This window comes from Streptomyces kryoterrae (assembly GCF_054072135.1).
This window is the reverse complement of sequence record NZ_CM133358.1, coordinates 6,732,496-6,746,343: the sequence shown is the minus strand read 5'-3', so window position 1 is coordinate 6,746,343 and position 13,848 is coordinate 6,732,496. Positions and strand designations below refer to the sequence as shown.

Here is a 13,848-nt window from a genome sequence, read left to right as displayed (position 1 = left end):
CCGCCGCGCCGAGTGCGTGGCCATCGCCCACGTTGACCGGCCCGAGTACTTCTGACGGAAAAGACCCCCTGCCATGGCGCTCGACCCCAGCAAAGTCACCAAGAATCTCTCCGCCACCGACGACAGGTGGGCCGAGGCGGTCAAGTTCTTCACCGGCTACCCGATGCCGGCCAGGGACGGACTTTTCGCCACGCTGGTCGGCAACGAGGGAATTCCACTGATGAAGGTGGAGATCTCGGACATGAACGAGGTGGACTACGTAGACACGGAGGACTACAACTGGCTGCTGGAGAACGCCGGATACAAGATAAACAACACCGACTTCGTCATCCCCTTCTACTCCGCGAGCGGCGGGGCGGGGTCGGCGGTGTCGTACCACAAGGCACGCATCACGCTGCTCGGGGACCACAGCGAGAAGGACGGCCAACTGACCGGCGGTGTGACCGAGGGCGGGGACTTCACCAGCCACATCAGTGGCCATCTGGGGATGGACGGGAAGCCCACCTGGAGCACCACGCCACTGAACCAGTACAGCTACGGCGGCGGGCGCGCCCTGGAAGCGCTGCTGTGGAACCCCCATGGGACACACGGCTTCGCCTTCGGCGGCAAGCCCGTCGACAGCGCCAGTTCCGTCACCCTGGGGAACTTCGACGTGGTGGCGGGAGCGTTCGACCGGGCGGCAAAGTTCTTCCTGGACCAGAAGGCGAAGATCGAGGAGTGGCAGGGCAGGCTCGGCACCGAGGAGAACGAGGCCTGGCGAGGCCAGGCGGCAGGCGTTTTCTGGGATCTCATCGACAAGCTCAAAAAGCAGTACACCGACTACGCGGAGGACATGGCCCCCAACGGGACCTATTACTCGAAACAGGGTAACGAGATCCGGGAAGCCAAGACGGCCCTCGAAAATGCCGCCGCCAATCTGCAGCGGGAATGGGCGAATTGGGAATGGGAAGACGGCAACCCCTTGGTGCACCTGCACAAGATTTTGTCGTCGATTGTTGATTATGCGTGGGACCACAACATTACGAAGATCACCTATGACGTCCAGGTCGCGGGTGAATCCGTCTACACGACCTATGAGGCGGAGGAAGGTTTCAGCAACCAGGCCGTGCTCGCCGGCGGGCACAAGCTGCCGGCGGAGTGGACGGGCAAGGATTTCGGCCCTCTGAAGGATCTCACCACCTGGGTGGACATCGGGAACCAGGCGATCCTGCTCTGGCAGAAATCCATCGAGGACCGGCTGGAGAAGGTGGCCGAGGCGTCACTGAACTCCCTGCGCGACGCCTGGAGCAACGCGAACTTCGACCTCGGCTCGGTCAAGTCGCGTACCAGCGACACCCTCAAGGAGGGATACACCGAGGACAAGTCCGAGCTCGCCGAGGAGAAGGCGAACAGGGCGGCGGCGGATGCCGCCGCCGCCGCCGCGGCGGCGGCCAAGAAGCAGGACGAGTTCATGCAGTGGCAGAAGGACCAGGCCCTCAGGGCCGAGGAGGAGCGCAAGCAGGAGAAGGCGGAGAACGAGCGCAAGGAGAGGGAGGCCAAGGCCGAGCAGGACCGCAAGGAGAAGGAGGCCGACGCCAAGCGGGCCGAACAGGAGGCGAAGGCCGACAGGATCCGCGCCGAACAGGAGGCGAAGGCGGACAGGATCCGCGCCGAGCAGGAAGCCAAGCAGGAGGCGAAGGAAGCCGAGCAGGAGCGGAAGCAGGCCGAGGCGGAGGCCAAGCAGGAGGCGAAGGAGGCCGAGCAGGAAGCCAAGCAGGAGCAGAAAGAGAAAGAAGCCGAGGCCAAACAAGCCGAACAGGAGGCGAAGCAGGAGCAGAAGGAGAAGGAGGCCGAGGCCAAGCAGGAACAGGCACAGGCCCGTCAGGAGCAGCTCCAGATCACTCAGCTGAACCAGGCCAAGGCCGAGCAGGAGCGGCAGCGCAAGGAGCAGGCGCAGAAGGAGGCCGAGGCCGAGGCCAAGCAGGAGGCGAAGGAGAAGGAGGCCGAAGCCAAACAGGCCGAACAGGAGGCCAAGCAGGAAGCCAAACAGGCCGAACAGGAAGCCAAGCAGGACAAGATACGCACCGAGCAGGAGGCGAAGCAGGAGCAGAAAGAGAAAGAAGCCGAAGCCAAACAAGCCGAACAGGAAGCCAAGCAGGACAAGATACGCACCGAGCAGGAGGCGAAGCAGGACAAGCTTCGCACCGAGCAGGAGGCCAAGCAGGCCGAGCAGGAAGCGAAGCAGGAGCAGAAGCAGGCCGAGGCGGAGGCCAAGGCCGACCAGATCCGCGCCGAGCAGGAGCACAAGCAGGCCGAGGCAGAGGCCAAGGCCGAGGCCGAACGGCGGTCCGTCCTCAACAACGGTGACCTCTCCCAGTTGTCGCCCACCGACATCAGCGGCCCGGTCAACGACGGTGTGCTGGACCTCGGCGGCGGCTCCCTCAACGACGGTGTGCTGGATCTGCCCGGCGGTGGCGAGACCCATATCGACTCCAGCGGCCGGGTGGTGACCGACTTCCCGGACGGCAGCTCCACCACGATCGACCCGGTCACCCACACCTCGACCGTGACCCGGCCCGACGGCTCCACCATCTCCGGCCCGCTCAACTCCGGTGACCTGCTGGCCAACCCGGACGGCAGCACCACACACCTGGACCAGGGCGGCCATGTCGTCACCGAGTTCCCGGACGGCACGGTCCAGACGGTCGACCCCGACACGGGCAACACCACGGTCACCCACCCGGACGGCACGACGTCCTCCGGCAATCTCAACGGCAACCTCAGCCTGCCCTCCGTCAGTGCCCCTTCGTACGGCGGCGGCTACGGCTCCTACGAGGAGGAGCTCTACGACGGCTCCCCCTACCAGTCGCCGCTGGACTACGGCTCCTCGTCGGGGGCCCAGCAGAGTCCCACCCGTCAGCTCCTGAACGCCGGCCCCTTCCCGGGGCTCAGCACCAGCGGCTCGGACGTGTCGGGCAACGCCGCCGGCAGCGGGACGCCCGCGAGCGGCGGATCGCCGATGGGTGGTGGCATGGGCGGCGGTATGGGCGGTGGCATGGGCGGCGCCGGAGGCGGGGGCGGTTCGGACAACGGCGAGCGTGTCCGTAACGTGTTCGACGGCGACGTGGTCAGCAACCGCCGCAGGGCGGGCGCGCGCACCGGCCGCGGAGGTTACGCCGAGGACGAGGTACGGGTGGCGGCGGGCGGTCCGACCACCTCCGGCAGTACCCCGTTCATCCCGGGGGCGGGCGGCGGCGCCGGCGGGCCCGGTCAGACCAAGACGCAGAGCGGTGACCGAGCGCGCGACGCGTGGGAGCCGGAGGACGAGGACGTGTGGGGAACGGACGAAGGGGGCGCGCCCGCCGTGATCGGCCGGTGAACCGGCGTACCACGGCCTTCGTGGCCCCGTGTGGGATGACCGGTGTCGAGCAGGGAGGTGCCCGTTGAGCGAGTCGATGGAGCGGAAGCTGGCCGAGGCGATGGCCGAACTGACCGCCGTGCAGGAGGCCGTCGCCCGGGCCGAGGGCGAACTCAGCCAGGCCACGGCCACCGCGCGGTCCCGCGACCGCGTGGTGGAGATCACGGTCGGTCCGCAGGGCGAGCTGACCGGCCTGAGGTTCCTGGACGGCAAGTACCGCTCCATGCCCGGCCCGCAGCTCGCGTCCTCCATCCTGGAGGCCGTACAGGAGGGCCGGGCCCAGATGGCGCGCAGGGTGATGGACACCTTCGCGCCGCTGACCGAACGACAGGGCGCCGGCACGGGCATCCCGGGCATCGACATCGACTGGGAGCGGATGTTCGGCTCCGCGCTCGACCCGGAGGGCGGCAGCGGTTACGGCCGGCCGTCCCGGGACCGGCTGCGCGACGAGATCCACGAGGACACCGACGACACCTTGCCGAAGGGACGATAGCCATGGCAGGCAGGTACGAGGCGAATCCGGCAGGGCTGCAGCGGAGCGGCAAGGAGATCGGCGATCTGCCGGCACACGCGCGGAAGATCGGTGACGACTTCATCTCGGATCAGGCCAACTACCGTGGTCTGAACGGTTATTCGGACGAGTTCTACAGCCAGACCCAACACCGGTACGAGGCGAACAACGAGTCGTGCCTGGCGGCGATCAGGGCGCTCGGTGACGCCTTCCTGGGGCTGGAGTCGGCGGTGCTCGGCAACCGCCGCAACATCGTGGGCACCCAGCAGGGCGCCAACGACCTGATCCAGCAGCAGTCCTCGAAACTGGACGGCCTCGAAGGGGGCGAGAGGCGCTAAGTGGAGGAGATCAATTTTCCTCCGGACGTCCGGAAGATGCTCTTCGTCCTGCTGGGGGAAGCGCCCCTCCAGGCCAGGGAGAACATGCTGTGGGGAAGCCGTAATCTCTACCTCGCTTTTCAGAAATCTCTGATCGGGCTCAGGGAGAACGCGCGCGAGAGCATCGTCAAGGCGCGTGACTCCCTGCCGCCCGAGGTCGCCGAGCAGTACATCCAGGGCCTCACCATGCTGATCGGCGAGGGCTACGGAAACGACCCCGTGCAGCGCCTGATCGATCAGCTCGATGATCTCGCCGACAACCAGATCAACCTCTCCCAGAAGGTCCAGGCGTCCAAATGGGAGATCATCACCGAGATCATCATGCTGATCGCCGAACTGGCGATCATGGCGGCCCTGATGGCGTTCACGGGCGGTGCGTCCGTGTCGCAGATGTTCCTGGCCAGGGCCAGGAGCCGGTTCGCGATCCTGATGATCGTCGACCGGCTGCTGCGGATGACCCATCTGATGCCGAGCCTGTCGGAGGCGGTGGAGGAGGCCATCCAGACCCTCGCGGTCCGGCTGGCCCAGATCGCTCTGAACGACGGTGGCCGCAAGCCCGGCGGCGTCGACTGGGGCGATGTCGGAAAGGCAGCCGCGTTCGGTGCGCTCACCGGCGCGTTCATGGGCGTGTTCGAGGCGTTCTTCAAGCCGTTCAAGAACATCTTCAAGAACTTCTTCGACGACGTCCTCACGAAGTTCAAGTTCGATCCGAACACGTTGCTGTTCAAGGGGCTGAAGAACGCGCCCGGGGAGATCGCGGGCGCCTTCGTGATCGGCGGTGCGAGCGAGGGGCTCGCCGAATACATCATCAACGGTGCGTTCGAGGGCAACTGGGACTTCAAGTGGGAGACGTTCGTCGGCGGCGGCTCCAGCGCGGTCTTCGAACTCGGCGCGGGTCTGGCGATCGGTGGCGCGGGGCTCTACACGTACAACAAGTGGTTCGCCGACAACAACCTCTTCAACGACCACATCAATGAACTGCCCGGTTCCAACGGCCCGTTGGGCAGCGGAGGGGACTCCGGTCCCGACAAGTCGCCGACCTCCGACGGTCCTTCGAGCACGACGACCGGGGGCGGCAACCCCTCCCTCTTCACACCGGGGCCGGTCACTCCGGCCCCGCGGACGACGACGTCGGCATGGCCCGTCGGGGGGAACGACGGAATCGTCACGCCGCCACCGACCATTCCGGTCACCACGACTTCGGACACTTCCTCCTCCCTCACTCCGACGCCGACGCCGAGGCCGACGCAGAGCCGACCGCTGAACACGATCCCGGACGTCACCTCGGACCTGTCCACCTCGAACCTGTTCACGTCCGACCCGTCGCTCGCGACGCCGCCGCCCCTCACGACTCCGTCGCTCGACTCGCCGTCCCTCAGCTCGCCGAACGGGTCGACGACGCCCTCCTTCACGCCGCCGCGCACCTCCGACTCCTCGTCCGTCATGCCGGACTACGAGCTCACGGACACGACGACGCCCGACCTCGACCTGGACGCCGTACTCAATCCGGACGGGGTGTCCAACACGCCGGGTTCGACGGACGACGTCTCCCCGTCCACGGTGCCGAGGGCGACCGGCACGGGCGGTACGGGCGGTACGGGCGGTACGGGCAGCGCTGTGGACCAGGAGACCGTCCGCGACGGCGTACAGACCGACGGGGACCCGGTGTCCGGCTCCGAGACCGTCGCTCCTCCGGCCCCGGTGGGTACGTCGGCGGGCCCGCAGGGCGCGTCGAACGGCACGGGTGCGCATGGCTCACCGGGACCGTCGCAGCAGCCGGGCCAGTCCGGCCAGCAGGGCCAGTCCGGCCAGTCGAACCGTCCGGACCCGTCGGAAGAGTCCCTGGACCAGCAGGAGGGCGCCGGCAGCGCCGATGGCGCGGACACCACGGACGGCACGGAGAGCACCGGGACCGGCGAAGGCACAGGCAGCACCCTCGGCCCCGACGGCTCGGAGCGGCTGGACACCGCCCCACCCGGCACGCTCACCCCCGCGCCGACGCCGGGCGCTCCGGGTGCGGCTTCCCCGGGGTTCCGTACCTCCTCGGACGCTCCGCCGGCGATCACCGACCCCGTCTCCGACATCGCGTACGACGACAGCGACACGGACAGCGGCTACGGCAGCGCGGACGAGGTCGACGACAGCGCCGACCGCAGCGACACCGGCGACACCAGTAAGGGCAAGGGGCGGGTCGACGAGGTCGCGTCGCCGTCTTCGTTCCCGGCCTCCGGGGACACCCCGCGCACGGCGGACGTCACCGGCGCGCGTGACGACCACGCCGGCGCGGTGCGCACCTTCGTCGACGCCGTCCACCGTGTCGACGCGCTTCAGCACCGTGTGGAGACCAACCGGGGTGGCAGCGGTGACAGTGCCGCCCTCGCGGAGGCCACGGCCGGGGCGGAGCAGGCTCGTCGGCAACTGGCGCAGAGCGAGAGCCGGTTGCGGGAGCTCGGGGTCGACCCGTACGCGATCGACGACACCGCTCACGCCGAGATCACTCCCGATGTGCGGCGCGACCCGGCCCAACGCCGGTGGATCGCCGAGCAGGTGACGTCCGCCGACCTCCCCGCGGACCTCTCCCCGGAGGACCTGGCCGGGCTCGGTGCCGACGGCGGCGTCATCACCGTCGATCAGGTCACCGCGGCGATGCTCACACCCGGTCCCTGGCCGAAGGCCCTCGACGTCGTGGCCGCGAACGCCACCCGGCGGATCTGGGCGGACGCCTACACGGACTTCGCGGACACCGCACCCGGCACCGCACCCGGCACCGCCAGGAACGCGGCTTCCCGTGCCTGGGGAACGGCCACCGGCCTGGTGCTGCCGCTCGAACTGCACCCGGTCCTCGCCGACTCCCGCCACGCGGGCGACGACCACCGTGACGCCGTACGCCAGGTCGCCGACCTCCTGGTGACCGGCGGCAGCCCGGAGGAGGCCGCCGCTCTCGCCGACCGCCTCCGCCACGAGCTGGGTCTGCGCCCCCGCCTCCGCGGCGGCTCGCCGGGCAGGCCCGTCGCCATCCCGACGTCCACCCAGTGGGCTCCCACTCCGGCACCGGAGTCCCGGGGCGACGACTCCGCCGACGACTCGGACGACGGGTTGTTCGCCATGCCGATGCGCCGTCCGCCCGTGGAGTCCTCGGCCGGCTGGGGCCTGGCACAGGCGGCCCCGGACGACGATTCGGACTACATCTCCGGCTCGGACGACGAGTTGTTCGCCATGCCGATGCGCCGTGAGGCTGAACCCGTCGACCTCTCTGCCGGTCTCTCCGCCGTTGCCTACGGCGGCCCGGAGGGCGCGGATGCGCCTGGGTCGTCCCGGGACGTGCCTTCCGGACGTGGACCGAAGGACCCCGAGCCGGCCGTGTTCGATCCCGAACGGGACTTCCGCCCGGCCGACGCCGGCCACCAGACGCTCACCGACCATTTCCCCGAGTCCCAATGGTGGAAGCTGTTCATCGACCCCCGGGACCACGCTCGGGTCGAGAAGGGCTACCCGGGCGATCCGGGACAGGCGTACGACCGTGAACAGTCGCCGGGCTTCCGTCTGGGAATGGTCAAGGCCTACCGCCTGTTCCTGGACAGTCCGGACGGCGTCGCGCACCGCATGGACTCGGCTTCCTACCTGGCTCTGCACAATCTCGCCGTAGAGCATCTGACGAACAAACCCGGCTGGTCGGGCGGTCAGCCCACGAGTTTCCCACTGCGCAACACCAAGTTGAGCTCCGACCTGCTGGCGGAAAAGCTGGGCGGTCGGCAACTCGTCGTCAACCTGGACGCAAAATTCTGGGCTCAGGGCAAGTCCACCGCGAAACCCATCACAGTGGTGGAGAACTTTTCCCACGGGGAGCCGCTGCTGCAGACCAGCTACGACGTGGGAGAGGTTCAGCAGCTCGTCGATATCGCGTTCGACCGCTATTACGAGGAGATCGGGCGTGCCGTCACGCCCGCGGACAAGCTCGCCGCCATCTCCCGTACCATTCGCGCTCTTCAGGTGATTCACCCGTTCCATGACGCGAACCGGCGGGTCAATGTCCATCTCCTGCTGCACAAGTTCCTGCTGGAGCAAGGATTCAGGCCGGTCATCACCCCCTTGCTGGCCTCACTCTTCCAAGGCGGCTATTCCGTACCCCAGATGGCCCGTATTCTGGCGGGATCCCTCGGTCTGAGCCCCACTGCCAGCGCTCTCCCGATAGACACGTCGGACAATTCCGCACAGTCTTCGCGCATTTCCAGTCCCGTTTTCACCGGAGACGCCGCACGCCCCGGGGAGGCCGTGTTCCCCGGTGACGAGATCGAGTTCCGTGCCCCGGGCCGGTTGACCACGGACGACGCGGACCCGGACACGGACTCTGGCTCCGAGTCCGATTCGGACTCGGACTCGGACTCGGACGACGACCTCCTCGCCGTACCGCTGCGTCGCCCACGCGTGGAAACGGGGGGATCCGCGGACGAGACGGCCGGCGCCCTCCCGACCGTCGGCTCGCAGCGCACGGCCCGGGTCCTCTTCGAGGCCGGTTCTCCGGTCATCGAGACGCCACCCGGCGCCACACCCGAGTTTCCCCGGTCCCCGGATTCGTCCTGGTCGTCCGAGTCCGGCTTCGGTGACCGGGCGGTGTCCAGTGTCGGTGCGGAGCGGCGGGTGGAGGTGCGGCAGGCTCCGCAGGTGGATGCGCAGTCCGCGGACGTGCCGGCGGAGGCGGTGGAACAGGGCTGGGGGATGCCGAAGCGGAACGAACTGTCGTTCCAGTCGGTGGCCGACCGCAGGAACGTGGTCATCGCGGTGCGGCCGACGAACGTGGAGGCTGTGCACTGGCTGACGGAGGGCGCGCTGCCCAAGCCTCAGGCAATCAAGGCGAAGACCATCAACGAGGCCGACACGTATCTCGGTGCCAGGCCACAGGACCGCGGCCTGGTGGGTTTCTTCGTGCCGCGACTGCCCGCGACGATGCCCGCCGACCCCGGGCTCGCCGCACGGGTCAGGGCCCGGTTCGAACAGCGTTCCGCGGAGTTCGCGGCCCTGCGTGAGCACATGGTCGAGTTGGCCGAGCAGCAGGAGTTCCAGGTCCTGAACGGTGTCGTACACGCGTTCAACGACCAGGGCGCGCTGCGTCCTCTCACCGGGGACCACGACATCTTCGACATGACGCGGCCGGACGGTACACGCCTGCCGCAGGCGGAGTACGACGCGCTCGTGGAGGAGATGAAGGCCCTCGACATGGGAGTCATGCACGGCGCTCATATGGAGTGGGTGGCGGAGGACGAGTTCAGCAAGGCGATCTACGACAAGATCGTGGACTCGCACCGGAACGGGCCGGGGCAGGAGGCGCTGTTGCGTTTCGTGCCGAACCGGGGCTCGGCCACGGTCGCCTTCGCGGAGGATTCCCCGCCGCTCCGGAACAGCGCGCGGTCCAGAACGACGACGGCCGAGTCGCTGCTGGCGTCGCCGCCCGTCGCAGGGGAGACGTCCACTGCGGGGGAGACATCCACCGCAGGGGGGACACCGGCGCCCGCGAAGAAGATGACGCCCGCGGTGACAGCCGCGTTCTACCGCGGATACGCGGACTACCTCTTCTCGGATCAGGGCGCCCGGGACTTCGACAGCGTGTATTACGCGTACCTCGACGAACAGGGCGTCCTGGACCAGGATCTGGCCCGTCATCAGAAGCTGTTGCCGCAAATGGCGAAGTTCCACGACGAGTTGCTGCGGGTCGAGGCGGAACAGTCGGCGCGGGCGACGGTGATTCCGCACACCGACCGTGAACCAATGCGGTTGTACCGGAAGATGGCGGAGGCCGAGGCCGAGGTCTTCCTGAGCGCGAGGGACGCGAAGACGGGTGTCGCGAATGCCATGGCGTACAACCGCAGTGACGAGTACCGGAAGTTCTTCACCACGTCCCTGTCCCACACAAGTGTGTTCGAGAACGCCAACGCGGCGTCGGACTCCGAGTCCGTGGTCGAGTTCACCCTGCCGTGGGACGGCTACTGGGACTTCGTGGAGTCGTACGGCACCCCGAACCAGCAGGACGGCGCCTACCGCGTCCGGGATTCGGCACTCGTCCACCAGGAACAGCTGCGCACCGGGGCGGGGGCGAATTTCAGGTCCCAGGAGGACGTCGACGCCGTCATGGCCGACCTGACCCACCACAACGTCGGTATCGGCCATGGCAACAGGAAGGAGTTCGCCGCGCTGATCACCGGTATGCGGGTGCTGCCGGCGGACGAAGTGACGCGGGCGGCGCAGGATGCCCGGGAGGCCGCGCGGCTGGAACGCGTACGGCACGCGCACGAACTGGTCCAGCAGAAGCTGGACGCGGCGCGGCAGCGGGCCGGGAACACGGTGCACGGCGAGCCGTTCGGCGACTACTTGGCGACGCTGGACGACGTGGGACCCGCCGACTGGTCGGATCTGGTGGACCTGCATCTGGACCTGAACCTGGAGCCGGGTTCGGTCGCGGTCGTACGGGCGGTTCGGCCACCGGCGGCCGACGCGCTGGTAGCGGGTCTACTGGCGCTCCCGGTAACGGAGTTGACCCAGACCCTGGAGCTACTGGACCCGGGCCACCGACGCTGGCTGGCCACACACACACCCTTCGTCGACGGGCTGCGGGAGTCGTTGCCGACGGCGGAGTTCGCCCAGGTGGCGGCACGCCTGCTGACGGTCGTGCCCGGCGAGGCCCTGCGGCCGGTGTCGGCACGGCACGAGACATACGAACAGACCGCACGCATGCTCCGCGACAAGAACGTCACCACGCAGCTCCTGAAGTCCGGCGCGCAAGTGGTCGTACTCCCCCAGGACGTGTCACTGACACAGATCAGCTCGTTCGCCCAGCTGCACGACCAGACCGGCGAAGCCTCCGGACGCGCCTTCAACGACATGCGCGGAGCAACCGCCGCACTCACCGCAGCCGTACCCGAGGAGAACCTCCTCGGCGAGACCACCCCGATAGGCCCCTCCCCCCACCAGGCCGAGGGCTATTCCACCGCCACCCACGAGGTCGCCCACCTCCTCCACCTCGCCGGCCTCACCGACACCGACCGCGACCTCATCAAGCAGGTCTACGACACGAAGAACGCTCAGGACGCCGCCTGGTGGAAGGCCGTGGAGGAGGGGCGCGATCCCGGCCCGCAGGTGCAGTGGCCCGACGGAGTCAGCCAGAACCTGCAGGGCCGCCCCGCCCGCAACTACTCCGCCACGAATGAGTTCGAGTTCTTCGCCCAGCTCAGCAACGCCTACCTGGGCACCAACCACGGCACCGACAAGGCGACCGGCCGCCCCCGCAACAACGGCGCCGACTGGGTACAAGCCCATGAACCCCAACTGTCGCCGCTGATGGGACAGTTGTACGGGACCGACCCCGAGGCCGTGCACAGTGCACCGGCGAACCCGGTGGCAGCCACCGGCGCGGACAACGCCATGTACGAAGCCTTCCGCACCTTCATGGCCGGAATCGAAGGGGACCCCTCCCCCGAAACGGACTCGGAAGCGAACCCCCGGACAGCCCCGTCCCAGTCCGCGGCGCTCACCGCTCCGGACGGCGCTGTACACGCCGCGCCGTCGGGTCCGGCGAAGCGGATCACCGCCGACGTCATGCGGGACTACTTCCGCGCCTACAGCGACTTCTTCGAATCCGACAACTCCGCCACCGACTTCAACAGCGGCTACTACGTGTTCGCCGACACCCAGACACTCCTCGACAACAGACTCGCCACACACGACAAAATCGCCGCCCGCATGCGCACCTTCCACAACGAACTCACACGAATCCGCAACGAACAAGCCGCCCAGCCCACCCCCATCCCCCACACCGGCAACGAACCCGCGAAGCTCTACCGCAAAATGTCCGCCGAGGAAGCCACACAGATCCTCGGCGCGAGAAACCCCGCAGCCGGTATCACCGCCGCCATGACCCACAACCGCAGCGACGAATACCGCAAATTCTTCACCACCTCCCTCTCCCACACCAGCGTGTTCACCAACGCCAACGCCTCCTCCGACACCGAAGTCGTCCTCGAATTCACCCTCCCCTGGAACAACTACTGGGCCTTCGCCCAGCAATTCGGCACACCCAACCAACAGACCGGCGCCTACCAGATCCGCGACTCCGCACTCATCCACCAAGAACGCCTGCGGACCGGCCCGGCAGCCAACTTCAGGACCACCCAGGACATCGACACCGTCCTCACCGACCACACCCACCACAACATCGGCATCGGCCACGGCAACGCCAGGGACTTCACCTCCCTGATCACCACCGCACGACAAGTACCCCCCACCGAAGTCACCCAGGCAGCAGCCGACGCCGCAGAAACCGCCCGCCAAGCCCGCAGACCGGACATCGACACACTCATCCAGCAACAAATCGCCCCCCTACGACAACGCGAAGCCGAGGCGGCCGCGGTCACCCTGCACCCCGCGCCCCTCGCCGAGGTCCAGCACGACGACCCTGAGCAGACCGGCCGGGCGCCGGGCATCTGGACCACGCCGCCCTCCGCCTTCGTCCAGGACTACGGTTCGCGGCACGACGGCAACGTAGGCCTGGTCCACGTCGAGCCGCTGCCCCCCGGCGTGGTCGCCGGACTGCACGACCAGGTCCTGACCGCGTTGGGCATTCCCCGGTCCGTGGCCGACGACCACCCGGTACGGGTCCAGCTGCGGGACCGGCTCAGCGCGGAGGAGCTGGCGCGGGAGCTGCCGTATCTGCGCAGCAGCGGTGGTCTGAGCGTCACCGTGGTCCACGAGGGCCGGGAGCGCACGGTCGACGTACGTCTCGCGCTGCGCGATCCGGTCCGCTCGGAGCGCTACGGCGCCAATGCCGCCACGGACCCCGAAGGCCGCGTGGAGCGGCGTGCGCAAGGCACGCAGGAGTCGTCGGACACCCTGGCGTCGGGGACGATCCGCGCGATACCCGTGCCCTGGTCGGGTTCCTTCCCGATCGCGGCGGCCGGCCCGGTGCGGTCGATCGACGCCGCGCTGTCCCTGACGGTGACGCACAACCAGTTCTCCTCGTCGACCACCGTCACCAACGTGGTGCAGACGATGACCGCGCAGCGCAGCAACGAGCTGTCGCAGCCTTTCGAGTTCAGCGGGGAGTGGGAGGTGCGGCTGGACTCGTCGCCGCTCGCGCCGACGAGATGGAGCTCGCCCCGGTCGCACGGGCCGGTCACCATCTGGTTCCCGGAGCATCTCGCGGTCGACCACACCGGTGAGCTGGCGGAGCCCGCGGGTCTCGACGACCTGCCGGTGTGGGGTGTGGACACCGTCCAGGAGCCGGGACGGCTGCTGTCGGAGGTACGGCAGAGCTTCGGGACCGAGCTGTCGGCACTGTCCGAGTCCTCGGTCAAGGAGCTCCGGACGTTTCTGTCCGAGCCGGTCCTGCGGGGCACACTGCCGCTGCAGCGCGGCCGGGGCCTGTTCTCGCCGGTCCTGCTGGACGGGGACGGCAACGCGATCGGGATGCTCAAGCTCACCACCGTCGTGGAGCCGGTGGAGCCGGCCCACCGTTCGCTCGACGGAAAGATCAACCTGGAGGCGCATGTCACGCAGACGGTGAAGGTGGACAGCTC

Annotated in this window: 4 protein-coding genes (1 of these 4 only partly in view); all 4 read left to right on the top strand. The window is 68.3% G+C overall.

The annotated features are described in order from the left end of the window. The first annotated feature begins 73 nt into the window (after positions 1–73). Positions 74–3,358 (top strand): AAWKG family protein, encoded by a 3,285-nt coding sequence (locus ACW4TU_RS29895; RefSeq protein WP_457418078.1) that lies wholly within the window; start codon positions 74–76, stop codon positions 3,356–3,358. Between the two features lie 64 nt (positions 3,359–3,422). Beyond that, entirely contained in the window at positions 3,423–3,890 is a 468-nt protein-coding gene (locus ACW4TU_RS29890) for a YbaB/EbfC family nucleoid-associated protein (protein WP_457418076.1), read from the top strand. Positions 3,891–3,892: 2 nt separating this feature from the next. Beyond that, positions 3,893–4,246: a hypothetical protein gene (locus tag ACW4TU_RS29885; RefSeq protein WP_457418074.1), complete on the top strand. Its 354-nt coding sequence runs from the start codon at positions 3,893–3,895 to the stop codon at positions 4,244–4,246. After that, positions 4,247–13,848, top strand: partial view of a hypothetical protein gene (locus ACW4TU_RS29880; protein WP_457418072.1) — the start only. The gene runs 17,137 nt beyond the window's last position; only the first 9,602 of its 26,739 coding nucleotides appear in the window; its start codon is at positions 4,247–4,249; its stop codon lies beyond the right edge, outside the window.

What these genes read in the sequence shown, in the direction of transcription:
- ACW4TU_RS29885 (WP_457418074.1), top strand. Translation starts at nt 3,893, where the DNA reads ATGGCAGGCAGGTACGAGGCGAATCCGGCAGGGCTGCAGCGGAGCGGC.
- ACW4TU_RS29895 (WP_457418078.1), top strand. Translation starts at nt 74, where the DNA reads ATGGCGCTCGACCCCAGCAAAGTCACCAAGAATCTCTCCGCCACCGAC.